Genomic DNA, 23,534 nt, shown 5'->3' with positions numbered 1-23,534 from the left:
TGTCTTTAGGGATGATTATTCCAAGGGAGTTGCCCCATCTCTTAAGCTCAACTGTTGAATGGCACATTTTGATCAAATATAAAATTGAAGTCTATTGTATAAATAGTTATACTTAATTGTATAACTCCGCCTCGCGATTCAATCTTTCCACAAACTACTACAGATGACTTGCCGGCTCCTATAGCTGCGGATGGGGACAAAAACGAGGAGTGTAAGATGGTAGAGTGTTTGCATGGCTGTGAAAATATATTTTTTATATCATACTCCGCCGCAAAGAACGCGAAGAACGCAAAGTTAAGGCAACAATGTCTTAGTGAACTTTGCGGCTTTTGCGGTGAGTTATTCAAAAACCAATACCACATTTATTCTGCAACGAACATGCCCCCCATTCGTTCCTGCGCTCTCTTCCCGCCCGCCTGAATCCAGCCCTCTACCCGGCATATAATGGGAATTATAGGTGATGAGCGAGTAATCTGAAAGTAGTGTATAGAAAGAAAACGAAAAAGTGAATTACTTATAGACATGCTCTCTTGTATCTATATCAATAATCACTATACTAAAGTTTTCATAATTAACTCGGTAAAGCACACGAAATTTGCCCACCCTTATCCTGAAAACTTTCTCCTTTATACCAATAATCCTCTTTGAATCGTGAGGGATAGGATCTTCAGCAAGCATCTCAACAACTTCAATAATTCTTTGAGAAATGCTATAATCAAGTTTTTTGAGAAATTTTTGGACAGGAATATCAAGAAAAATCCTAAACATTTCTAATTACCGAAACCTTTTTTGAACTCAGAAAGAGAAACAAGTTTTCCTTCCTTTTCATGCTTAAAACTTTCTGAAACAAGTATTCTTTCGTCCTCACTTATGATCGTATCTGCATCCACCATATGCTCTTTTATTTCATCCAATTCAGCTTTTATATGGGTAAGTTCATCAAAAATCTTCTTTTCAAATGCAATCCCGGCCATAATAATAGATTAATTAATAATTATTTAAACATACCGTCAGAATATCAATGATACGAATATGAATTTGCATTCATTTTATGTTATCCCCAAAAATAGGAAACAAAATTGTACTTCCCATCCGTCTCCTCAAACGCCAATAACTATAAGCGGAAGGTGGGGGAGTGCTGCCATGGCTGTTAAAATATAGTATTTATGTGATTATATAACCTAAACACAGAAATGCTGTCTTGCCCCATTCGTTCTTGCACTCTCCTCCCGCCCTCCTGAATATCACCCAACTGCACCCTCTTGTGATGAGGAAGATGGGGAGTAGGTGCAGGAAATAATGAGATTCCAATATCTGTCATCTGGGGCTTATCATTGGACAGGAAGGAAATCACATGAAATTTAAAATGTATACTTTATTACCTATCATTGAATAAACTATTAAAAGAGAAGATATGGAGAAATATGACATAATTGTGGTGGGAGCCGGACCTGCCGGGCTTGGTTTTTCGGGAACCATTAAAAATAAGAATGTCCTGGTAGTCGACAGGAAACCTGAGCTTGGAATTCCTGTAAAGTCTTCTGCAGGGACGTTTACTGATACGCTTACTGACTTTGAACTGGAAGAGGCTGTACGTCATTCATCAAAAGGATTTAGAATCATCCTTGGGAACGGCTTTACTAAAGAATTCCACTATGAAAAACCTGTACTTCATTCCCTGGACTTTCCACGAATGATAAAAATCCTGTCCGACAAAGCAAGAATGAATTGCGAAATGATACATCCTGCTTCAGTTGAGAACGTTACCCTTAAAAATGGCAACGTCGAAAGTATTGAAATTGAAGACACTCTTTACAAAGCAGACCTTTTCGTTGATGCTTCCGGCGAGGCAAGAGTCCTGTTAAAACATCTTAATCCGTCATATTACCAAAGACAGTGGCTTGCACATGGACTGGAATATGAAGCTACCGGACTTGATTTCGATGCTGATTCTTTTGACTTTTTCTTTAGTAATACTATCATCCCTGAAGGATATGCATGGGTCTTCCCTACCGGAAAGACTACTGCCAGGATTGGCCTGGGAAAACTTGTTTACCAAAAAGGCGGTACAAAAAAAGTGAATTTAAAGAACGCTCTTCATGAGTTCATATCTTCAGGTATTATTACGGTCAAGAATTTCAATGAGAACAATATTAATGAGATCCACGGCGGAACCATGACATATTATCAACCGCTAAAAGATCCATCCTTCAATAATTGTTTTGTGATAGGTGACGCCTCATCACAGTCAAGCTGTTTCCTAGGTGAAGGGATACGTTTCTCATTATTGTCTGCCAGGAAATTGGCCCTATTGCTCAATTCCCATGACCTGGAGACTGCCAGGCTGCATTATCAAACATATATTTCACATATGACAAGGCATTTCAAAATGTGCAAGATGTTTTTGCATTATTATAAACTGGCCCCTGAGAGAGGCATTTACGCATTCTTGAAAGCTCTGTCCGATTATGATGAAACAAATATGTTAAGAATTCTCAGAAGTGAATTCAAAGGAACTGATTTTACCCGGTTATTGTATACAGTACCACAAAACATGTTCTAATATCACAAAACCATAATCCAAAAAACGAATGCATGGCCTGTTCACGCCACTCTCATATCCGCCAGTTGAAATACTCCCCTCATATCCCTCACTTGCCTGCACACCATCACTCGTCGCTGTCCCGGCCCTTAGAGAGTTCCAGGAGGTCATGAGATGCCTGAACCTTATCGGTAACATACTGAAATACCAATCCGATCGAATCGGCAGCCCGTCTTCGCACATTGCGGTCCTCATCACTGGTGAGCGCCACCAGGTCGTTCCAGGCATTGGTTTTATCGGTCATGTGTGGGAATGACGAGCAAAGTGCATCAGCTGCAGCCCATTGCACGAGGCTGTCCTCATCCTTCGTGAGCACCAGTAGCCCATTCCATACCTGTTCCTGGTTGCTCATATACTGAAAAGCCAAACCAATGGCATCCACCGCCCCCCGTCGCACAAGATTGTCCTTATCCTGAGCCAGAGAAAGCAATTCCATAGATGCCTGAACCTTATCGGTCAGATACTGAAATGCAAAGCCAAGTGCTTCAACCGCCCGCCATCGTACCCCCCTATCCTCATCCTTTGTCAATGACAGGAGATTTCCAGATGCGTGGACCTTATCGATTATATGCGGAAATGCCGAACCCAGGGCATCTACTGCCCCCCTTCTTACGAGGCTGTCTTCATCCGTGGTGAGTTTCAGAAGGTCTTCAGATGCATGAAATTTATCAGTAATATGTGGGAAGGCAGAACGCAGGGCATAAGCTGCACGCCACCGTACACCACTGTCTTCGTCTTTTGTAAGTGCCAGTAGTTCAGTGGATGCCTCGTCCTTATCGGTGACATGCTGAAATGCCGAACCCAGGGCATCAGTTGCACCCCTTCGTACGTCGCTTTTCTCATCTTTCGTGAGGGTAAGCAGGTATTTCGTCGCCAGAACCTTGTCACTCATGTCCTTGAAGGCCAGACCCAGGATACTGGCTGCCCCCTTTCGTATACCGCTATGCTCGTCTTTCGCAAGCGAAAGGAGATATGTTGAAGCCTCTTCCTTTTTCGTGTCCAAAAGAATTGAAAAATTATAGTGCATTTGGTCTACTGCTTCTTTATGCCCTTTTGCATCATCATTTAAAGGCATCCCCCGGATTTTAGTATCATTTACCAAAAATATCTACCAATATTACTATTAAGTCATCGGTATTAAGGTATTCGAAATAATCCCTACCCTCTCCCACAGTTCCCTTTAAATCCCGCCCAATATCATCATCTGTTTCCACCCGGGTCATCAGACCGAAATATTCCATTTGTTGATGAGGTCGGCAGGATATTTCAGGTGAACCAGACAAGAATTGCAGCAGCCAATACCGCAATTGAAAGCATGAACATCCCTTTTTTCAAGATACGGTATCTTTGTTGCCGGGATGCCGTATTTCTCTCCATGGACAGAAAAAAAGAATCCAGAGAATTCAATGTCTGTTCAACCCTTTCCGGCAGTGACCTGAACATCATATAATAATTTGTCGCATCCTTCTGGCTATTCTTCGCAACCATTTCGGGACTGAACCTGGCACGCATTGACTTTCCGACCAGTGCTTCTGCCTCGTCCATGATATTGAACGCGGGGTCAAGTTTCATACAGACATCCTCGACCAGGAACAGTGCCCGCTCCAGTCGTGAGAATATCCTGGGCATGGAAATATTGTATTTTACCGCCAGCATCACGTAATTATCGCTTTGCTTCTCCCCGGCCTTACTGAAATGCTGCCTGGATATGAGCATGTCCATGTCCTCCTTGAACGCATGCATATCAATGTTCCTATCCTTCACGAACCCTATCCTGAAGAAATAATCCGCAGCTATATCCACATCTCTTTTATACACCCCGTAGAACAGGTTGAACAGGTTCCACTGGAGTTCACTGTCAAGCACACCAACAGCACCGAAATCCAGCAAGGCGATACTGCCGTTTTCAAGGGCTATAATGTTCCCGCCGTGGGGATCAGCATGGAAAAAACCGTCCAGGTATATTTGTTTCAGGTAACTTTCACTTATCAAAGTTACCAGTCTGTTCCTCGTATCCCCGTCAATATCACGCACGTCCTGTATCTGTGTCCCGTAAATAAACTCCATTACCAGTACCGTGTCGCGGGTATAATCCCAGAATACATCCGGTATCTTCACATTCTCGTTACCCTTGAAATTCTCCCTGAACCGCTCGATGTTCAGGGCCTCGCTTTTGTAGTCAAGTTCCCTGGTAAGCATATCCTTAAAATCGTCCAGGAACCCGTCAACATCAAAGTCCTTCCCGAAACCTAACATACCAAAAAGCACCCTTTTCAGGTCCTTCAAAATCATCAGGTCGAGGTTTATGGTATCTATCACATCAGGTCTGGCAATCTTTACCGCCACTTCCCGCCCCTTGAGCACCGCCCGGTATACCTGGCCTATTGAAGCGCTGGCAATGGGATCTGTATCAAACTCATCATAAAGGTCCAGGATATCATTGCAGTGGTAACAGAAAGGACTGTGTTCTTCAGGTACCGTGTCACATATACAGGTCCCTTCGAATGACCTCCTCATGCTCTCAAAAGGCAATACTTCCACATCGTCATGCAATTTGTCCAGTTCCATAATGTACGGTCTTGGCAGCAGGTCTGGCCTGTTGCTCAGGGTCTGGCCCAGTTTTATAAATGTGGGTCCCAGTTCTTCGAATGCCTTTTTCAGTTTGACTGCATTATTACGGTATTTCTGGTCTATCTGGCATGCACATTTCTTATCAGAAATATAATCCTGCTTGATGTCTGTGTATAACAGGGAGAAAAGATTGTATTTTATGAAAACAATTATTATCCTGAAATATCGACCTGATTTTTCTAACATAATCTGTAAAAATATTAAACGGTATTAGTTAAATCTGTTTGCATAATCTCATTCATCGAATTCGGTTATTAAAAACATAATACAAATATGCCCGGAGTGGTTAGCTCCGGACATGGTCAGTCTGCCGCCTGGGAGGTTTGCTAATAAGGTACGGATACATAGTTTATTTGTTGGGTGGTTGGTTATTTTTTAGATAGAAATCATGTATCCGGGCTGACTTGACCCAAAGATACATATGACTGGCCACATTAACCCTGTTTTGGTTTACAAATGTAAAACATCAATCCAATAAATTTTCAGAATAAATACCCATAACGGAACACGGTATAGAATGGAGATACAACCATGAAAGTTACCATCGAATTCGACTACACCCAGAAGGACCTGATGGGCGACATACAGGTACTGGACATACCGGAACATACTACTCTTCTCGTTTTCCTGGAATCTGTAGATACACTCATCGAAGAAGCCTGCACATTAAAAGGAGTTGGCTCAGGTAAAGTCAAGATACTCAACAGGAACGGTAACCTGAACAGCTGTATTGCCACTGTCAATGATGAGGCGCCGCCGGACCTGCTTGAACACTGTTTACAGGAAGGGGACACCATATCCCTGCTCTATGGATATTGCGGCGGGTAATACCGTCAATTCGATGCCTTCCGATAATCTTTTAATATATGTAAACTATTAAACGCCAGATTTAGCTTTGCTAATACATTTATTGCTGTAATTCAGCAAAAAACTATTAGAATAGTTATTGATTCGAGAGGAGGAAATACATGGACAAATTATTATATCTTGCCCCTCTGGCAGGATTGTTAAGTCTGGTATTTGCCGGGATCTTCGCAAAGAAAGTACTCAAAAGCGACCCTGGCACACCAGAAATGCAGGAAATATCCGGAGCGATACAGGAAGGTGCAATGGCATACCTGAACCGCCAGTATAAGACCATTGCTATAGTCGCAGTGATACTGGCAGTTGCCATGTTCATAGCACTGCCAAAAGAGAACGGATTGAACGTGAAGACAACCATCGGATTCCTGGTCGGTGCTGTGAGTTCGGCACTTGCAGGGTATATCGGCATGAATGTCTCGGTCAGGGCCAATGTCAGGACCGCCCAGAAAGCGAAAGAAGGCTTGAAGAGTGCCATGGATGTGGCATTTAAGGGTGGCGCTGTTACCGGTCTGGCCGTTGTCGGTCTGGCACTGCTGGGTACCAGCGGCTTCTTTATTCTTTTCGGCGCAGAACCTGAAAGTGTTGACATGGTCATTGGCTTTGGTTTCGGTGCCAGTCTTATAAGCCTGTTCGCCAGGGTCGGCGGAGGCATATTTACCAAGGCAGCCGATGTAGGTGCTGACCTTGTGGGTAAGGTCGAAGCAGGCATTCCCGAGGACGACCCCCGAAATGCCGGTGTCATTGCTGATAACGTGGGCGACAATGTAGGCGACTGTGCCGGCATGGGTGCCGACCTGTTCGAAACCTATGTGGTCACAGCACTGGCAGCTATGCTGCTTGGCGGTCTTGTTATTGGCCAGTTCCCCAATGCCATTCTGTTCCCGCTCATGCTGGGTTCATCTGCCATCGTGGCATCCATCATTGCGGTGTTCTTTGTCAAGATCGGTGATGACGGGAAGATCATGAAAGCACTGTATAAAGGCGTGGCGGTAGCGGCTATTATCAGTCTTGTACTGTTCTATTTCGTAACCGATATGCTGATGGGGGATATCAAATTCTATTACTCTGCCCTTATCGGCACGGTCATTATGGTTTTGATGGTAATAATTACCGAATACTACACATCCGGTTCGTTCAGGCCTGTGAAATCCATCGCTGATTCCTCACAGACCGGCGCAGGTACCAATATTATCACCGGCCTTGCCGTAGGTCTTGAAAGCACAGGACTGCCTGTTATCGTGATAGCTACCGGCATCCTGGGAGCGTTCTATGTTGGCGGAGGGTTTATCCCGGGCCAGGAAATTGTCGGCATGTACAGCATAGCAATCGCAGCAGCAGCAATGCTCTCGACCACAGGCATCATTGTTGCCCTTGATTCGTACGGTCCGATTACCGATAATGCAGGTGGCATCGCCGAGATGGCAAACCTGCCTGAAGAAACCCGAAAGACCACCGATGCCCTTGATAGTGTAGGTAACACCACGAAAGCAGTGACCAAAGGATATGCTATCGGTTCTGCAGGACTGGGCGCACTGGCCCTGTTCGCTGATTTCACACACAAAGTTGACCTGACTGCAAGTGACCTTAGTCTTTCCAATCCGCTTGTGCTGGTAGGTCTGTTCATTGGCGGATTACTGCCATTCCTGTTCAGTGCCGTCACTATGAAAGCGGTCGGAAAAGCCGCATTTGAAGTGGTCAACGAGGTCAGGCGCCAGTTCAAGGAAATACCCGGCATCATGGAAGGCACATCCAAACCCGAATATGGCAAGTGTGTAGACATTGTTACCAAAGCTGCCATCAGGGAAATGGCACTCCCCGGCATCATGGCTATCGGAGTACCCCTGGTTGTTGGAATGGTGCTCGGTAAAGAAGCACTCGCTGGCCTGCTCATCGGTATCATTGTAGTCGGTCTATTGATGGCCCTGATGATGGCGAACGGCGGAGGCGCATGGGATAATGCCAAAAAGACCATCGAGAACGGAGCGTACGGCGGTAAAGGTTCAGAGGCACATAAAGCTGCCGTAGTGGGCGATACCGTTGGCGACCCGTTCAAGGATACGTCAGGTCCGGCGCTGAATGCCCTTATCAAGGTAGTGAACATGATCTCGATCCTGTTCGCTGCCCTGTTCATAAATTCCGGGCTGTTTTAAGGATAAAATCTTATTTTAAGAAGGGGCTTTCCCCTTCTTAATACTTTTTTTAAAAAATAATTATTTCAATTCAAGGTCATATTACATCTTTTTGCGCACAGGCTCAAGTATCCTGTTCATGTAATCAGCAGCACCGCTTTTCAGGTCCATGGGATGCAATTCCTTTGATGCAAAGGCAGCTTCCATCTCTTCATAGGATTCATAATGAAGGTCACCACCATACTTTTCAGGCCGCTCGATAATAATTTTTTCGTACCGCGGGATAATGTGGTACTTGAACAGTGCCAGCACCGGGTTATCTGCAATCTCACCTTCGGGACAGAACGCTTTATTGACCTTTTTCTTTAACGCACTCGCTGTGTCATCCATGGAAATGAAGTTATTTGAAGATGAAGACATCTTCTTACCGTCCAGTCCCAGCAGGATAGGTGTATGGATGCAGATTGGTGCTTTGAAACCAAGTCCCGGCAATCCTTCCCTTGCAAGCATGTGTATCTTACGCTGGTCAATGCCACCAACCGCCACATCCACACCCAGCATGGCAATGTCCACTGCCTGCATAAGAGGGTATACCATCTGGGAGACCATAGGATTGTCAGCATTGCGACTCACCTCGTCCATACTCCGCCTGGCACGGTTCAGGGTGGTTGCCCTGGCCAGTTTCAGCACGTTCAACATGTAATCAGGTTCAAGCTGGTAATCAGAACCATAAACATAATTGGTCTTATCCTCATCCAGGCCCAGCGCAATAAAACACTCCTTATTAAAATCTGCAATTTTCCTGACCTCTTCCATGGTTCCCTTTTGGTTCAGGTAAGCATGGACATCCGCCAGCAGCACCGTGACTTTAAAACCCGCATGTTGCAGGTCAAGGAGTTTGTTCACGGTCAGGACATGGCCCATATGGATCTTACCACTGGGTTCATATCCAACATAAGCAGTAGGGGCTTCTTTTGCTTCAATAAGAGCTTCAAGTTCTTCCTGTGTTACAATCTCTTCAGTATTGCGCTTGATAAGTGAGAGTCTGTCCATTACGATTCAACCACCTGGTAGATTCCAGAGTACACTCTTTTAGATAATATAAATATATCTACCGCCTGAACCGGCAAATAATACGCCGTACTTACTCCCCAAGCGCCTTCTTCACACTATCAATGATTTCTTTCCGGCCGAACGGCTTGGTAATATAATCCGTTACACCTATCACATGCAACCCGATCATCTTATCGATCGGCTGGGCCTTGGCAGTCAACATGACAATAGGTATGTCCCGGGTCTCTTCGTCATTGATGATCTTCTTTCTGATTGCCCAGCCATCCATTTTTGGCATCATGATGTCAAGTAACACAAGATCAGGTTTATCGCTCTTGACCTTTTCAAGAGCTTCCTCTCCGTTGTATGCAACAGAGGTTTGAAATCCCTCGGTTTCCAGTACAAGTTTCACAAGGTCTACGGTATCAGGTTCATCATCCACTATCAATATCTTTGCCAAAAAAGTTCTCCTCCGGCTTATATCTATTTCTGAAGTTTATATTATTTATAGCTATACATTTCATTCATTATGCTTTATTGGAAGAATAATGTGAAAAACACTTCCATTGCTCCCATCCGGATTGTTCCGTACCCATATGGCCCCTTTATGCCATTCCACTATCTTTTTCGTTATGGCAAGTCCCAGACCGGTGCCCCCGTAGTTGCGGGTAGAACTGGCATCTACCTGGTAAAACCTGTCAAATATAAACTCAAATTTATCTTCAGGAATCCCAATCCCGGTATCACGAATCTCAACATGAATATGATGTTTATCCTCGTAATATGCATGTATGGATACACTACCACCGTTATTGGTGAATTTTATTGCATTTCCCAGCAGATTAATAAACACCTGCTCCAGTGCATCAGCATCACATTCCAGTACCAGGGTATCCGACACCTCAACAGTCACATCGATACCCTTATCATTTGCCTCTTTCCCTAAATCATCGACAGCATGCTTGATAATCTTCTTCAGTCCAACTTCTCTGACCACCCGTTCCTGCTGGTCAAACCTGGACAGGTCCAGGACATTTGATATCATCCGGGTTAGTCTATCAACATTTCTCAGCACCACTTTCATGCTTTTAAGCTGTTGCTCCGTGGTCTTGCCTAATGTACCATCCAGCAACAGTTCAGTATATCCCCTGATTGAAGTCAATGGCGTGCGTATTTCATGAGATATATTGGCAACCAGCTCAGATTTCATTGTATCAAGCTGTTTCAGTTCTTCATAAGTGGTCTCAAGATTCACGTATGATTCCCTTAATTCGTTTTCGAGTGTCTTTTGCTCGGTAATATCCCTGCGTATCATTACCGTGCCTGTAATATTGTCCTGTTCATCCCTTACCGGTGAACCGGTAATCTCAAAATAGGAGGAAGCACCAACCTCATCGGTAATAATGTGGATCGTCCGTGTGATATTTCCCGTTTCCATCGATATAATCGAAGGGCAGTCATCGCACACCTCACTTCTTCCTTCAAATACCTGATAACAGGATTTTCCAATGATATCATCACCATACAGGTCTTTTGCCATTCTATTCGCAAAGGTGATTCTCATATCCATATCCAGGGCGCAGGCAACATCACTGACACTTTCAAATATGGTCTCTACTTCATTCTTAGATGAGATCAGTTTAGCCATTGTCTGTTGTAATTCCACAGCCATATCATTAAATGCTGTTGAGAGTTTCCCGATTTCATCATGTGTGGTTACTTGTAAGCCTTTAAACTCCCCTTTTGCTATTGCTTCAGTACCTTCTATTAATTTATTGATAGGGCTGATGATAGATGCTGTAAAATAGCGTGATATAAACATAGAAATGAGAAAACCTAATAACAGGAAGCCGATATAGGCTAATAGTATCTTATATCCCGCATCAATATATGGCTGCTCAAGTATCCCCACGTACAATATACCAATGATATCGCCTTCAAAATTGCGTATCGGTTTATAGGCAGTAACATACCAGGCATTCACCACAAAAGCCCTGTCATTCCATGATTCTCCCCTCTCCAGTACTGCATCGTTGACCTCCTGCGATACCCTGGTGGTTATGGCCCGTTCCCTCTCATCTGTCAAAACATTCGTAGATATCCTGAAATCATCCTGGAAGATGGTCACAGTACCCACATTCCTTCCATCGTCCATCTCATCCATGTATAATGCGTCTTTAATCAGGTCCACAATTGCGTAATCACGGTTAATCAGGTCTGCTCCGTACAGCACTCCTGCCAGGGCACCGTTATCGTCATATATGGGAGTGGCCGCCATCAATACCATGCCCGAAGTTGAGTGGTTTTCGTTTCGAGGTTTTGCTTTCGGGGTGAGTGTGAACTCCATATATGCCTGTTGGGCAAGTAATTCATTCTCTTTGAGAAGTTCTTCGCGGCTGATAATTTCTACAGACGATACTGTTTCACCCATTAATGCCTGCCTGATGAGGGGGTTGTTTTCCAACGAATCCCCGAACATTGCAGGATTTCTGGCCCTGGCAACCACTACCCCATGGTTATCAGTAACAGTAAGAATTTCGATCGTATTATTGAAACGTTCATTGTATAAGTCAAAAAGTCCCTGCCGAAGGGTAGCATGATCATTGTTGAGAAGAGGGTCACGTATCTGTGAATAACCTGACGAATACTCTACAATTTCCTCGGTATCAATTAACCGGGTATGAAATATGATATCGGCCGCATCCAGGTCATGTTCAACATCATGCTGGATGGTTGCTTGTATCATAGTATTGAATAAATAAAACCCTACTCCGCCAGCTATGAGAAAAGAAGCTAAAACAATTACTAAAAATGCAAATGCAAGTCTTTTCCTGATGGATGTCTGCATATCGTCCTCATATTCATCAATTTAAAATCTCTTTTATCAGCCATCCCCAGTATTTCAAGGCCGGTAACAGACATAGGGTCACACCAAATGAACGAATCAATTTTACTATGAATATGTACTTCACGATTTCATTATCAGAGATATATGATTGATTGAACAGTATTATAGAATTTGCCATCCAGGAAATGAAAATTATGATACCACCAATAATAAATAGGTAATAATACGGTTTCATCTGCAGGGCTTCACCCAGACGCCGGCTGAGATGGTATAACACATAAATTATCAATAAAAGAGCTATACTGGAAAACTCATCATACAGCAATCCTGATACCTGATGCATCACATGGCTCCTGTCATAGCTCTAAATAATTTTAAGGATAAAAATGAAGCGAACAGTATACCTGATAGTTCGATAAGTTCAACATTTATAAAACCTACAATATAAATATTTAATAACTCGCCTCCATTCAGAACCACGCTTAATGTTAAAACAGCAGACAGAATAAATATATTATAATTAGTCTTGATATTGAATTTTTTCTGGTAAAAGAAACCGATGGCTCCGGTGATAAGGATTAAAATGCTTATCAGTATCCAGGTATACAAATGAAGCAAGTCAATCATTATATGATAGTCCATTATAATCACCCATCTAACGATATGTTATTTTTTGAATGCTTCCACAAAAGCCTGTGATGGAGATTTTACTGGATTACCTGACATCAAACCAGAATATTCAGTGAAGGGTAGTTTGACTTCAACACCCTTTTGATTGATAACCAGTTCCCTGATCTCTTTATCATGGTTGCTGCCCCTCATTTTCAGGACAGAAATAGTTTTTTTCATTTCGCTCTGGATTTCAACATATCGCAACAGGATGATGCTGTCCATCACTACAGATGTACCATTTCCTGTGATGGTGGAAGAACCCATTAGTTCTGAGGTCTCATTGGTAAACAGCGAAATGATGTTCCTGGATGAAAAATACCGTGACAGGACAGATATATATTCACCCATACTCAAATCGTCCAGCAGTGCTATCTTCAAATTATTGACCCCGTCCAGGACCACGCGTTTGGCACCCAATTCCTCAATGATGGTTTTCATTTCAAGAGCCAGCTTGTTCACGTCAAGTTGACTAACATTTGAATATATTATTTTAAGTAAACCATCTGCTTCCAGTTTTTCCAGGTTCCAGCCAAAACGTGCCGCATTATTCCGAAGCAGCACCGGATCCTCTTCAAGGCTAACAATGACACCTGGCTCGCCCATAGTTGCACCATCTACAATGAACTGGAGACCTATCAAGGTCTTTCCGGTTCCGCTCCCACCGCTCAACAACACATTGCTACCCCGGATAAAACCACCATTGGTCATATTATCCAGTCCTTTAATTCCCGTGGGAACATGCTCATAGGTCAGTGATTCCCTTGCACCAGGAAGCAGCGAGGGATAAACCTCAAAACCATCATCAGTGATCTCAAATGAATGTTTGCCGGACAGATACTTCTGTCCCCTCATTTTGAGTACTTCCAGATGCCTCACCCGTTTATGTCTCAATCGTTCATTTGAAAGGTAGATAACCCCATCTGCAATGTAACTGATCGCGTCTTTTAAAATATGTTCCCCGGAAAATTCACCGGTGATCAGTACCAGTGAATTCCATCCTTTCATTTTATTAAATAGATGATAATAGAATTCCCTTTTCTCGCGCTCATCCATCCAGCTTGTAAGCACATTCACCGGGTCAATGACAATGCGGTCCGGTTTGATAACTTCAATGTTACGTTCGATCTCCTGGACAATAGCTGAAGTACCCTTTTTGATCTGTTCCGGGTCAAGTGGAACATACTTCACGTTCCCCTTCCCCATCATAGAAATACTGTAAAAACTAAATCGCGACATGAACGTGTTTATCATGGCAATGGGTTCTGATATGGCAGTAATGTACATGCATATCTCATCTTCCCTTGCGGCATTGAATAGGCTTTGCATGGTAAATGTTGTCTTTCCTGTACCCATTACACCCCCAATAAGAACAGTGGACGGCCTGATAAAACCTTTACCAAGTATTTCATCAAGCCCGGAAATTCCTGATATAACTTGCTTCATAAAAACCCCTAAATGATTTCCTTTATTTGAGCAACTGCCTTTTCAATTTCCAGTAAAATCAAACCGAGTCCGGCATCATGCTCGGTCATAACAACAAGCAGTGCTTTTGGTCCCGCACCCATGCAAATCAATTTCCCGTTTTTCGATTCGACAATAACTCGACCCGGTATTCCTTTATTGAGTTCGGATGCAGCTGTTTCAGCAGCTCCCAGCATAGTAGCTGACATGGCGGCGAATGTTTCACCCAGCACACCCTCGGGCATATCTGAACTCATTAATAAACCGTCACGACTGGCTATTGCACATGCTTCAATGCTTCCCAGATTTTTCAGGTTGGCAAGTATCTCCTGAAGCATTTCAGTTGTTGTAGTCAAGATTTTTCCACCTTCTGTTATCTAAAATTCAGAGTAGTCAGTATATGGTTAAATTAATCTGTATGTCATTGCATAGCTTTGAATAGGTTATTACAGCGTGTTTTAACATCTTAAATTTTTAATTGCAGGTATGTATAGTGAAAATCCTAATTACAATAACCTGAATATGAGCTCATATGCTTTTTTTTCTATACTCCCTCCACATTTATATATAATATTACTGTATGCTTCCATCTGTATTAAATATTTTTCCATTTTAAAAACCTTGTAACGTGTGGCGAGAATCACTGCTTCGATGACCGCATTGAAAGCTCGATTTACCGGTCTTATTTCCTGGGTCCTGATCGTGCCGGTTATGGTTTTCAATTCAGCCACCAGCAGATTTTCACCTCTGGTATGCTCCACGTGAAAAAGCATCCATGCACTGCAATCCACTATTACCGGAAAAATCCTGCCATCGTCTGTCGCTATGAACTCGAACTCTTCCTCTCCCATATCAGACAATGCGCAGCGCACAAACAATACCGGGTCATAGACCATATTGGCTGCCAGCAGACCTGTTTCCATGATATTGGTATACGTATGCGAGCCATTGTATACCCTGACCGTGAGCTTACCGTCATGCCTGATGATACCTATGGGTGCCGCATTGGGTTTCCCATCCAAAGAAACCGTTGTCATAATGACCTCGTTGATACCCTCCCACAAACCGTACCTGTCAAGTTCCGGATTCAAACTTTCAGCCCTCCCATCAATGCAATGAACAAACCGGCTATTATAATGTCTGCAGTTGACCCGGGATTTATACCATCACGTATCAGTTCTTCATCAAAGGTGCGGATGTCATCCTTTGCATTATCAAATCCTGAACGCTCAATGGTATGAATAATGTCCTTTGCCCTTCCAGAAACATTTTCTGCTCTCTGGGTGTCGAACTTTATCCCGATGAACGTATCCGGATTCCTGGCGAGTATCTCAAGGAAACTCCATACAACTGCATCATTTAAGCATATCTGTTCCTTTTTCCCAAGAATGCTGCTTGCACAGGAAAAGGTAAGAGGGAACCCGCCGGTCCACTCCCTCGCGATCATATCATACGAAGATGATATCTCCATCAACTGGTATAATGTGGTCCCATTGCTCCTGATGTTGTCAATAGATGCCGGGTCGTTCAGGTCAAGTTCTGATACATCTTTTACCTTCACCCCTGCCTTTGAAAATGCCCTGTAGACCTCAACCGCATCATCCACAGTAGTATTTTGCACCAGTTCCACGGTCATCCTTTTCAGCTCCGGGAAAATCGCAGGTGTGTTCTGGTTCTTGTTTTCAAGTTTCCCTGCTGCCATTACCAGAGGCATGAGAAGCAGAAAAGCGCCAAAATGAGTATTCCCCCCCAGTTGCCATTTGCCGCTTTCAAGGACGGCCTCGTGGATGTATCTGCCAATACCCATGTTGTCTTGAGAAGCCATCTCAACAACCGGGTAGACACTTACAGCCGAAGCCAGGAAATGTTCAAGTCTGGTATCGGGATAGTTGTGGTCCCTGTCCACGTTGCCGGGTTTGGGAGTGGCACATACTTCCAGTATCATGGCAAGTTGGGCATACTGGGCTATACGGTGATCATTATAGGTGATATGCACTGGGTCTGGCATTCTGGCTGGATTTTATGTGCCGATAATATATTATCCTGCTGTTATTACAATAACGAGGAACTCGTTTACATTTGTCGTAAACTATATATCCTTTTACAGTTATTGTAAAGCCATGCAGATGCTCAACATTACGGTAAAGGATTTGACCAGACGTAAGGCTAAACTTCTGTTAGCTTTACTGAGTGTAGCAATCGCAGTTTCTGCTTTTGCTGCCATTACTACTATTTTTTCGGCAGCCGAGGATGGACTATGGGATGAGGCTTCTAAATACGGCGCCAATATTATCATTAAACCCAGGACAGAACAGGTATCATTGCTTGCCGGCTCCACGACACTAGGCACTCTCGCCACAGGAGACAATTATATCAACGAATCTGATCTGGGACTGATTTATAGCATTGAAAATAAAGCGAACATAGCAGTAGTAGCGCCAAAACTGTACGGGATCATTGAAGTTAACGCCACAAAATCAGTTCTTCTGGGTATTAATTCCGCGCAGGAAAGCCGGCTCAAACCCTGGTGGAAGATAGAAGGTGAATGGCCGGAGGAAGGAGAAGTATTATTGGGCACGGATATTGCACACAATCTCCGCCTTGGAGTCGGGGATGTTTTCCAGGTAAATAATGGCCACGCGCGAAATTTTACCGTTAGCGGTGTACTGGGAGGTACAGGAGCTGCTGAAGATGCATTTATTATTATGAACCTGCATGATGCACAGGCAGTGCTCGAAAGACCTGGTCTGGTCAGCACTGCAGAGGTCCGTGCATTGTGTAATGACTGTCCGGTGGAGGAGATGAGCCGCCAGATAGAGGGTGCCGTCCCTGGTGTGGAGGCAAGGGCCATCAGCCAGATAGTCATGGGCGAGATGGCAATGATCGAAAAGACCAAATCATCTGCAATGGCAGTGGCACTGGTGACGATCCTGGTCAGTGCCATGACCGTAGCATCCACGATGCTGGCGGCGATCAATGAAAAGACCAAAGAGATAGGGATCATGCGCGCAGTGGGTGCCAGTGACGGACAGATAACGTTCATGGTGATGCTGGAGGGCACCATCATCGGATTTATTGGCGGAGTCATCGGGTTTGCCGGGGGAACGGTAGCAGCAATGCTCTTCGGGCCGATGCTCTTTGATGCAGTTGTGCATCCCCTGTATGACCTGCTCCCCATTGTTATCGTTATATCCATGCTCATCTGTATGGTTGCAGCTTACCCCCCGGCCAGGCGCGCGCTTGACATCGACCCGGTGGAGGTGTTGAGGGATGTCTGATATGATAACACTTGCAGGCGTTACCAGGTCATACAACCTGGGCGATCAATCCATCACCATTCTGAATGAAACAGACCTGAACATTGAAAGCGGGGAGTTCATCTGCATCATGGGGCCATCCGGCAGCGGCAAGACCACGCTGCTCAATATCATGGGCCTTCTGGATACCCCCTCCACAGGTACGGTCAGCATTAAGGGTGAAGAGGTGGCGAAGATGTCGAAAAAAGCCATAATCAACCTGAAACGGCGTACCATTGGACACGTATTCCAGCAGTTCCACCTGATACCTACCCTTACCGCAGCAGAGAATGTGGCACTGCCCATGATATTTGCAAATGATAACATGGACGGGCGCGTGGAGGAAGCACTTGAGCTGGTTGGCCTGTCCCACCGCCTGAAGCATAAACCAGGCGAATTATCGGGCGGCGAGCAGCAAAGAGTGGCTATTGCCAGGGCACTGGTAATGAAACCTGACATTATCCTGGCCGATGAACCAACAGGGGCACTTGACCAGAAGACAGGTGCCAACATACTATCCCTGCTCGAATCAGTGTCTGAAAAGGTTACGCTGGTCATGGTAACCCATAGCAAAGCTCTTACTGCGGGTTCTGATAGGATCATCAATATCGAAGACGGAAAAATCATAGGAGAAACATGAATATGAAACCAAAACACATTATGATAACAGTATTACTGGCAGGACTGGTACTGGTCACAGCCGGATGTACCGGAGAGTCTAACACACAATCGGGCCCGGTAAAAGCTAAATGGATAACGGCAACGGTATCAGGGGACCAGGTAAGCATTCCCCAGAGCGATGTTGACAAGTATACCAATGTCCATTTCAATGTGCCGACCAGCAATTATGGTCCGCTTGCATTTATGGCCTACAACCTCGATGGCAAGACATATGTCAGGGCAAATGTATGCCCGCCATGCAACAGTATAGGATTCACCCTGGATAACGGCGTCCTGGTGTGTGATTCATGCGGCACTCTATTTGAAGCCGATACAGGAAATGGTATCAGCGGCGGATGTGTGGCATATCCAAAAGAAGAGGTGGCATATACTGTCCAGAACGGGCAGATAGTCATGAATATCAATGATGCCATAACTGCTTATGGCGATACGGTACAGGTAGGTTGAAGGAAAATTATACTGGTATCAATATTGGCCCGATAACAGCCTGTCTTTGACATCTTTCATTGCATCAACGGCCAGGCCGCCGCTCTTCAAAGGAGGTTGTCCGTTAAGGTCAGCCTCCACCATTGAAATATCATAGGGAAGCATTCCCAGCACAGGAATCCCCAGTGCTTCCAGCCTGGATTCAACAACACCGATATCCCCCTCCCTGACCTTATTTATCACAGCAGCAAACTTCCCTATCCCAAGTTCGGTACCCAACCTCTTTATCCGCTCAGCTGTCTCAAGACTGCGGGAACCCGGTTCCACCACCACTATCATCAGGTCGATACCCTTCGTGGTACCCCTGCCCAGATGCTCGATGCCAGCTTCCATATCCATGATGACCACAGACGATTCCCTGAACACTACATGACGCAGCAATGCCCTCAAGAACGACGACGCGGAACACATGCAACCTGACCCGCCCCGCTCCACGGTACCCATGATGAGCATCTTCACTCCATCAGGCCCGACCACCCCGAAACGCTCCACCACATCGTCTACCTTCGGGTTCAATTTGAACATCCCGTCCGGACCACCCGCCCGCTCGTCAATAAATTCCTTATAATCGGTCAAAGGACCGGGCGGATTATCAATACCCAGCGCAGACGCCAGGTTCATATCCGGGTCCGCATCAATTGCCAGGACATCCATACCGTCCCGTGCCATAAGCCGTGCCAGCGTACCTGCCAGGGTGGTCTTGCCCACCCCTCCTTTTCCTGTTATAGCGATTTTCATACATTGAAAGATGCGTTTATACTTCAATAAGTTCTACGCAAATAGTGTCGTTCAAGATTATCAATGCACCGTACCCATGAGATGCCACCCCGACATTGACCATGGTAGTATTCCCGCTCACAACCAAACCCCTGGCCTCGTGAATATGGCCGCATACGATAAGGTCAAAGTGGTTCAGGAATTTGGCAATTGCATGGCTGCCCACGTGCCCTATAGAAAGTTCATCCACATGACCAAAGGGGGGCGCGTGGCTCAATAATATATTCCTGATACCAGAACAGGACTTCAGCATACCATCAAGTGCTTCTTCCATATCTTCATCAGTCAGTTCGAACGGCGTGTTAAAAGGAGTACTGTTCGAACCTCCCAGCCCCATAAAACTTGCATCACCCATAGAATAACATTTCTTATGCAGGTTAATTGCACGGGAACTATCCAGCACCTCAAGGATGCCGGGCAGGTCACAGTTACCGGGTATGGCCAGTACAGGCATATCGAACATGTCGATAAGTTCACGTGCCCTCTCATCAGGCCCGAAATGAGTAATATCACCCGAAATCAGCACACCATCGATCTCACCCGCATGTTCAAGCAGAGCCTGCACTTTTGAGAAATCTCCGTGAAAGTCTGATAGTGCCAGTAGTTTCATGTAATTACCTATCAATTCATGTACGTTAAACAGATATATGTCTTGTGCATTGTACATTTGCATGCGAGAGTTTATTGTAGTGGGACACAGGGCCGTAACTGACGGACAGTTCAGTCTCAACGACCTTCCGGGTAGTGCAGGCAGGATGGATATAATGTGCCGTTGCGTAAACTCGGCATTGTTCTTAAGCCATGACCTGCGCAGGGATACCGTGATTTACCTGGTACTGCTGGGCGTTCCAGGACCACCGAAGATAGTAAAGATCAGCGGCCGGGATGTGCGTTACCTTAACCCTGACGAGCGCAGCAGCGGTTCTCTTATCAAAAAAGCACTGGAGTTGAAGTCGGCAATCAGGTGGAAAGAATCCACACCCGGCGTATGGGTACGGCAGGGAGGCCTTGAAGACCTGCTGGCCGAATTGAACATCGACACCGGTATTGATGATGGGAATGGGAATAGTAGCGATAATGATGCCGGCGGAAGGGTAAATAAGGATGCCGGCAGGGAGATAGATGATGATACCAGGGGGAGAGAAAATGAGGATGTCGGAGCGAGTGCTGTTGAAGACATAGGATGCAAACTGTATTACCTCCATGAAGACGGTATAGATATAAGGGATGAGATGAAGGGACCCTTGCCCAAACGGGCTATATTCATCCTGGGCGACCATGAAGGTATGACAACCGATGAGGAGCAAAAAATTATAGGTGCAGGTGCCAGCTCCCTGAACGTGGGACCCTTGAGCCTGCATGCTGACCACTGTATCATTGTGGTCAATAATGAACTTGACAGAAAAAATAGTAGAAGGAAAGGGTGCGATTAAAGCAACCCTGACCTCTGCAATACAAGCAAGTCTTCTGTACTGATCTTTTCACCCAGTTTGAACTGGGAGAATATCTCTTCTGCATCGATCTTGGTTTGGGCCATGACAGCAGAATCCTTTGTTTTCTTGCCTTTTCTTCGAAGACCCATTAAGGTCTTATCAATATCCCGTATCTCTTTTTGGGTCTTTATGAACTGGGCGTGCTGTTCATCGGCAGATTCCTGGACCTTTACGAAATCCTTGTGTACTGAATCAGACTCTGCCCTGACCTTATCAGCCTCTTTGAAGGTGGCAATCATCTTTTCGTGATATTCCTGGGCTGCATCGGCAAACACCTTCACCTGTTCATGGTATACAGAGGCCTCATCCCGTAATTTCTGTGCTTCTTCAAGAAGTGTTTTGAGTTCCTGGTTACCTTCAAGTTGTGTCTTGCGGCGCTTGAACTCATCGGTGAGATGCCCGATCTTTTCAACCAGTTCGCGTTCAGCACTGGGTTTCATTACCGTGGTCTGCTGCTTGAATTCAAGAGTATCAATTTCATGTCTCATCTCTTTTAAGGATGGACCGGTACTAAGATTCAGATCTTTCCTGATTTTGTCGATCTGAGTATAAAATTTATTGGCCTTCTCATTCAATTCATCACGCAGGGTCTTGTTCGTACCCACAGATTCATTGTTGGAATCTCTCTGGGTCTTAATTTCCTGTGCTTCTTCAATGAGTTCTTTTGTGCGTTTGTTAAGTTCGTTCCGCCTGGAAGCCAACGCACTGGCTTCGGTATTGAGATCGTTACGCTTTTCCTTGTACTCTTCTGACTTTATTTTAAGTTCAGTTTTCCTTTTTTGCAGTTCATCTAGCATTACCTAATAGTCCTCCTTCTCCAGCAATGAATGCTGGTATTTCATGCACCTCATAATGCACGATACCGTACGAGAGCAACCTTTCAACACACTTTGGTTTCATGGCCACTTCGGTTTACGTTTCACATTTTGGCTTCCATCGTACCTGATTGGTGAAATACTTCATGAGCTAAAGGATACTACTGAAAAATTGATTCTTAAAAAAATCTAATGTTTATATAGTCTGTCCTTCTTATTCCCGCGGAATCCACAAGTATTATCACGATCAAAGCAACTATGAATGCTTTGGTGTTTGAGCTTTAAGGTAATTACATCCTTTTAACCTTTTCGGGTGATTTCAGGCTGTTGTATCCCTTATTATCAGGATGTCAGGGGATTCAATGTTCCTCCCTATTGTACACAAGAGAAATAGTATCTGGTAAAAAGGCTATAAGAAATGACAGTCCTGAAAGAGAATTCATTCCAGTGTACTATCTCCGCCAAGTGCCTTTATGGTTTCAAAGAACCCCGGATATGAGATTTTAACTGACTCTGCCGTATCAATCACCGTATCTCCGACAACCAATCCTGCTACGGTCAAAGCCATTACAATACGGTGGTCGTGCCAGCCGCTCACCTGTGCACCATGAAGGCCGCCGCCCCGTATCACCAGCCGGTCAGGTTCCTCCCTGATAGCCACTCCCATCTTTGCCAGTTCCACAGTCATGGCATGCAAGCGGTCAGTTTCCTTGTACCTGACATGTTGGGCATTCGTAATGACCATCTCGCCCCGGGATAGCGCACCCAGCACCGCAAGTGTAGGTACCAGGTCAGGTGTCATGCTCACATCAACGGTAACACCCGTCAACTGGCTTTTGTTCACCTTTACCTCACCTCGTTCCCGGTCCCATTCAAGGTCGGCACCCATGTCCTGCATTATGGGTATAATGGCAGCATCGCCCTGCCTGTTCGGATACAAACCCCCCACAATTAATCCGCTGCCTGCAAGTGCACCGGCAGCCAGCAGGTATGAAGCTGAAGAAAAATCCCCTGGCACTGTGTATTCGGTCAGCCTGTATACCTGGTTCGGTGGAATAATAAAAGACAGGTTCCCATTATCACCTTCAACAAGATCGATTGCAATACCTGCATTTTCCAGCATTTCAATAGTAATTTCCACATACGGCCTGGATTTTAATTCACCGTCCACCTTGACAACGGTTCTGGTCCTGCACAGCGGGCAGGCCGTGAGCAATGCTGAGAAGAACTGGCTGCTGATACTGCCATCCATCACTGCCTCACCACCTTTCATCGGGCCTTTTACCACAATAGGTGCGATCCCATTACCCCTGGTGGACAGAACGCTGGCTCCAAGCTGGTTCAGGACACCAATAAGCGGCGTGTTAGGCCGGGTGCGGATAGAATCATCCCCGGTCAGCACCGTTGTACCGTCACACAGGGCACTTACCGCCATCAGAAGCCGTAACGTGGTTCCGCTGTTTGCCACATCGATAACATTGTCGGGCGTGATTGGTTTTCCTTTCACACCTTCTACAATGAGGCTGTCATTCTCCTCCCGTATCACAGCACCCAGTGCCCTGCATGCCCGAATGGTGGCAACAGTATCGGCAGACAGCAGGGGACGGTTGATTATACTCCTTTCTGCCAGTGATGCCATGACTACGGCCCTGTGGGTATAACTCTTGGAAGGGGGCGCAAGTACCTTACCCTTCAGGACAGAACAGTTAATTTTCGCCTTCATTGT

The 23,534-nt window shown here is 45.1% G+C and carries 24 protein-coding genes and 1 pseudogene; 8 read left to right on the top strand and 17 right to left on the bottom strand.

All coding sequences use genetic code 11. The annotated features are described in order from the left end of the window. Positions 1-510 precede the first annotated feature (510 nt). Entirely contained in the window at positions 511-768 is a 258-nt protein-coding gene (locus tag K0A89_06860; protein MBW6518205.1) for a type II toxin-antitoxin system RelE/ParE family toxin, read from the bottom strand. A gap of 2 nt (positions 769-770) precedes the next feature. Beyond that, on the bottom strand, positions 771-974 hold the full coding sequence (locus tag K0A89_06855) for a hypothetical protein (GenBank protein MBW6518204.1): 204 nt from the start codon (positions 972-974) through the stop codon (positions 771-773). A gap of 440 nt (positions 975-1,414) precedes the next feature. Between K0A89_06855 and K0A89_06850 the strand changes: the two genes are divergently transcribed. Further along, positions 1,415-2,563 carry an NAD(P)/FAD-dependent oxidoreductase gene (locus K0A89_06850; GenBank protein MBW6518203.1) on the top strand — a complete coding sequence of 383 codons (1,149 nt, stop codon included), beginning with the start codon at positions 1,415-1,417 and terminating at the stop codon, positions 2,561-2,563. Between the two features lie 106 nt (positions 2,564-2,669). Here K0A89_06850 and K0A89_06845 read toward each other — a convergent pair whose 3' ends face one another. Then, positions 2,670-3,677, bottom strand: coding sequence for a HEAT repeat domain-containing protein (locus K0A89_06845; protein ID MBW6518202.1), 1,008 nt, complete (start codon positions 3,675-3,677; stop codon positions 2,670-2,672). A 191-nt stretch (positions 3,678-3,868) separates the two neighbouring features. After that, positions 3,869-5,419: an AarF/ABC1/UbiB kinase family protein gene (locus K0A89_06840; protein ID MBW6518201.1), complete on the bottom strand. Its 1,551-nt coding sequence runs from the start codon at positions 5,417-5,419 to the stop codon at positions 3,869-3,871. A gap of 345 nt (positions 5,420-5,764) precedes the next feature. Between K0A89_06840 and K0A89_06835 the strand changes: the two genes are divergently transcribed. Both K0A89_06835 and K0A89_06830 read left to right on the top strand, forming a co-directional pair. Continuing rightward, positions 5,765-6,061, top strand: coding sequence for a hypothetical protein (locus tag K0A89_06835; GenBank protein ID MBW6518200.1), 297 nt, complete (start codon positions 5,765-5,767; stop codon positions 6,059-6,061). A 140-nt stretch (positions 6,062-6,201) separates the two neighbouring features. Continuing rightward, complete coding sequence (locus K0A89_06830) at positions 6,202-8,247, top strand: sodium-translocating pyrophosphatase (protein MBW6518199.1); 2,046 nt, start codon at positions 6,202-6,204, stop codon at positions 8,245-8,247. Between the two features lie 81 nt (positions 8,248-8,328). Here K0A89_06830 and K0A89_06825 read toward each other — a convergent pair whose 3' ends face one another. The 9 genes from K0A89_06825 to K0A89_06785 all read right to left on the bottom strand — a co-directional run bounded on the left by K0A89_06825 (position 8,329) and on the right by K0A89_06785 (position 16,268). Then, positions 8,329-9,279, bottom strand: coding sequence for a tyrosine--tRNA ligase (locus K0A89_06825; protein MBW6518198.1), 951 nt, complete (start codon positions 9,277-9,279; stop codon positions 8,329-8,331). 91 nt (positions 9,280-9,370) lie between these two features. Next, positions 9,371-9,739, bottom strand: a complete 369-nt coding sequence (locus tag K0A89_06820) for a response regulator (protein ID MBW6518197.1) — start codon at positions 9,737-9,739, stop codon at positions 9,371-9,373. Between the two features lie 60 nt (positions 9,740-9,799). Continuing rightward, positions 9,800-12,127, bottom strand: coding sequence for a cache domain-containing protein (locus K0A89_06815; GenBank protein ID MBW6518196.1), 2,328 nt, complete (start codon positions 12,125-12,127; stop codon positions 9,800-9,802). Between the two features lie 16 nt (positions 12,128-12,143). Then, complete coding sequence (locus K0A89_06810) at positions 12,144-12,470, bottom strand: hypothetical protein (GenBank protein ID MBW6518195.1); 327 nt, start codon at positions 12,468-12,470, stop codon at positions 12,144-12,146. Continuing rightward, a complete protein-coding gene (locus tag K0A89_06805) occupies positions 12,470-12,769 on the bottom strand; it encodes a hypothetical protein (GenBank protein ID MBW6518194.1) in 300 nt (99 codons plus the stop codon). The genes K0A89_06810 and K0A89_06805 overlap by 1 nt, the downstream gene beginning before the upstream one ends. A gap of 24 nt (positions 12,770-12,793) precedes the next feature. Further along, positions 12,794-14,242 carry a hypothetical protein gene (locus K0A89_06800; GenBank protein MBW6518193.1) on the bottom strand — a complete coding sequence of 483 codons (1,449 nt, stop codon included), beginning with the start codon at positions 14,240-14,242 and terminating at the stop codon, positions 12,794-12,796. Positions 14,243-14,250: 8 nt separating this feature from the next. Further along, positions 14,251-14,616, bottom strand: coding sequence for a roadblock/LC7 domain-containing protein (locus K0A89_06795; GenBank protein MBW6518192.1), 366 nt, complete (start codon positions 14,614-14,616; stop codon positions 14,251-14,253). Between the two features lie 150 nt (positions 14,617-14,766). Further along, on the bottom strand, positions 14,767-15,351 hold the full coding sequence (locus K0A89_06790; protein MBW6518191.1) for a DUF447 family protein: 585 nt from the start codon (positions 15,349-15,351) through the stop codon (positions 14,767-14,769). Then, a complete protein-coding gene (locus K0A89_06785) occupies positions 15,348-16,268 on the bottom strand; it encodes a triphosphoribosyl-dephospho-CoA synthase (protein MBW6518190.1) in 921 nt (306 codons plus the stop codon). Before K0A89_06785 ends, K0A89_06790 begins: the two co-directional genes overlap by 4 nt. Before the next feature lie 112 nt (positions 16,269-16,380). Between K0A89_06785 and K0A89_06780 the strand changes: the two genes are divergently transcribed. Genes K0A89_06780 through K0A89_06770 form a run of 3 tightly spaced genes read left to right on the top strand, consistent with a single transcriptional unit; the run spans position 16,381 to position 18,684 of the window. Continuing rightward, a complete protein-coding gene (locus tag K0A89_06780; GenBank protein ID MBW6518189.1) occupies positions 16,381-17,538 on the top strand; it encodes an FtsX-like permease family protein in 1,158 nt (385 codons plus the stop codon). Between the two features lies 1 nt (position 17,539). Beyond that, positions 17,540-18,196, top strand: a complete 657-nt coding sequence (locus tag K0A89_06775; protein ID MBW6518188.1) for an ABC transporter ATP-binding protein — start codon at positions 17,540-17,542, stop codon at positions 18,194-18,196. Between the two features lie 2 nt (positions 18,197-18,198). Next, positions 18,199-18,684 carry a DUF2318 domain-containing protein gene (locus K0A89_06770; GenBank protein MBW6518187.1) on the top strand — a complete coding sequence of 162 codons (486 nt, stop codon included), beginning with the start codon at positions 18,199-18,201 and terminating at the stop codon, positions 18,682-18,684. An 18-nt stretch (positions 18,685-18,702) separates the two neighbouring features. On the opposite strand, the gene K0A89_06765 is transcribed toward K0A89_06770, so the two are convergent. Both K0A89_06765 and K0A89_06760 read right to left on the bottom strand, forming a co-directional pair. Continuing rightward, complete coding sequence (locus K0A89_06765; GenBank protein ID MBW6518186.1) at positions 18,703-19,461, bottom strand: AAA family ATPase; 759 nt, start codon at positions 19,459-19,461, stop codon at positions 18,703-18,705. Positions 19,462-19,477: 16 nt separating this feature from the next. Further along, the gene (locus tag K0A89_06760) at positions 19,478-20,110 is read right to left on the bottom strand and encodes a metallophosphoesterase family protein (protein ID MBW6518185.1); all 633 of its coding nucleotides are present in this window, start codon (positions 20,108-20,110) and stop codon (positions 19,478-19,480) included. A gap of 61 nt (positions 20,111-20,171) precedes the next feature. Here K0A89_06760 and K0A89_06755 point away from each other — a divergent pair. Together K0A89_06755 and K0A89_06750 are read left to right on the top strand one after the other, a co-directional pair. Then, positions 20,172-20,546 (top strand): annotated as a pseudogene (locus K0A89_06755) (tRNA (pseudouridine(54)-N(1))-methyltransferase TrmY). A 186-nt stretch (positions 20,547-20,732) separates the two neighbouring features. Next, positions 20,733-20,933, top strand: a complete 201-nt coding sequence (locus K0A89_06750) for a hypothetical protein (protein ID MBW6518184.1) — start codon at positions 20,733-20,735, stop codon at positions 20,931-20,933. On the opposite strand, the gene K0A89_06745 is transcribed toward K0A89_06750, so the two are convergent. Together K0A89_06745 and aroA are read right to left on the bottom strand one after the other, a co-directional pair. Then, a complete protein-coding gene (locus tag K0A89_06745) occupies positions 20,930-21,790 on the bottom strand; it encodes a coiled-coil protein (GenBank protein ID MBW6518183.1) in 861 nt (286 codons plus the stop codon). The genes K0A89_06750 and K0A89_06745 overlap by 4 nt on opposite strands. Before the next feature lie 457 nt (positions 21,791-22,247). Next, on the bottom strand, positions 22,248-23,531 hold the full coding sequence (aroA, locus tag K0A89_06740) for a 3-phosphoshikimate 1-carboxyvinyltransferase (protein MBW6518182.1): 1,284 nt from the start codon (positions 23,529-23,531) through the stop codon (positions 22,248-22,250). Between the last annotated feature and the right edge of the window lie 3 nt (positions 23,532-23,534).

It is taken from the genome of ANME-2 cluster archaeon, from assembly GCA_019429385.1.
Lineage (GTDB): Archaea > Halobacteriota > Methanosarcinia > Methanosarcinales > Methanocomedenaceae > Methanocomedens_B.
This window is presented reverse-complemented; position numbering and strand designations above follow the sequence as displayed.

Bases quoted from the DNA above. Each gene is read 5' to 3' on its own strand.
- K0A89_06785 (MBW6518190.1), bottom strand. From the start codon at position 16,268: ATGCCAGACCCAGTGCATATCACCTATAATGATCACCGTATAGCCCAG.
- K0A89_06840 (MBW6518201.1), bottom strand. From the start codon at position 5,419: ATGTTAGAAAAATCAGGTCGATATTTCAGGATAATAATTGTTTTCATA.
- K0A89_06810 (MBW6518195.1), bottom strand. From the start codon at position 12,470: ATGCATCAGGTATCAGGATTGCTGTATGATGAGTTTTCCAGTATAGCT.
- K0A89_06815 (MBW6518196.1), bottom strand. From the start codon at position 12,127: ATGCAGACATCCATCAGGAAAAGACTTGCATTTGCATTTTTAGTAATT.
- K0A89_06750 (MBW6518184.1), top strand. From the start codon at position 20,733: ATGAAGGGACCCTTGCCCAAACGGGCTATATTCATCCTGGGCGACCAT.
- aroA (MBW6518182.1), bottom strand. From the start codon at position 23,531: ATGAAGGCGAAAATTAACTGTTCTGTCCTGAAGGGTAAGGTACTTGCG.
- K0A89_06770 (MBW6518187.1), top strand. From the start codon at position 18,199: ATGAAACCAAAACACATTATGATAACAGTATTACTGGCAGGACTGGTA.
- K0A89_06800 (MBW6518193.1), bottom strand. From the start codon at position 14,242: ATGAAGCAAGTTATATCAGGAATTTCCGGGCTTGATGAAATACTTGGT.
- K0A89_06805 (MBW6518194.1), bottom strand. From the start codon at position 12,769: ATGGACTATCATATAATGATTGACTTGCTTCATTTGTATACCTGGATA.
- K0A89_06825 (MBW6518198.1), bottom strand. From the start codon at position 9,279: ATGGACAGACTCTCACTTATCAAGCGCAATACTGAAGAGATTGTAACA.
- K0A89_06780 (MBW6518189.1), top strand. From the start codon at position 16,381: ATGCAGATGCTCAACATTACGGTAAAGGATTTGACCAGACGTAAGGCT.
- K0A89_06860 (MBW6518205.1), bottom strand. From the start codon at position 768: ATGTTTAGGATTTTTCTTGATATTCCTGTCCAAAAATTTCTCAAAAAA.
- K0A89_06765 (MBW6518186.1), bottom strand. From the start codon at position 19,461: ATGAAAATCGCTATAACAGGAAAAGGAGGGGTGGGCAAGACCACCCTG.
- K0A89_06830 (MBW6518199.1), top strand. From the start codon at position 6,202: ATGGACAAATTATTATATCTTGCCCCTCTGGCAGGATTGTTAAGTCTG.
- K0A89_06760 (MBW6518185.1), bottom strand. From the start codon at position 20,110: ATGAAACTACTGGCACTATCAGACTTTCACGGAGATTTCTCAAAAGTG.
- K0A89_06845 (MBW6518202.1), bottom strand. From the start codon at position 3,677: ATGCCTTTAAATGATGATGCAAAAGGGCATAAAGAAGCAGTAGACCAA.
- K0A89_06775 (MBW6518188.1), top strand. From the start codon at position 17,540: ATGATAACACTTGCAGGCGTTACCAGGTCATACAACCTGGGCGATCAA.
- K0A89_06835 (MBW6518200.1), top strand. From the start codon at position 5,765: ATGAAAGTTACCATCGAATTCGACTACACCCAGAAGGACCTGATGGGC.
- K0A89_06855 (MBW6518204.1), bottom strand. From the start codon at position 974: ATGGCCGGGATTGCATTTGAAAAGAAGATTTTTGATGAACTTACCCAT.
- K0A89_06745 (MBW6518183.1), bottom strand. From the start codon at position 21,790: ATGCTAGATGAACTGCAAAAAAGGAAAACTGAACTTAAAATAAAGTCA.
- K0A89_06850 (MBW6518203.1), top strand. From the start codon at position 1,415: ATGGAGAAATATGACATAATTGTGGTGGGAGCCGGACCTGCCGGGCTT.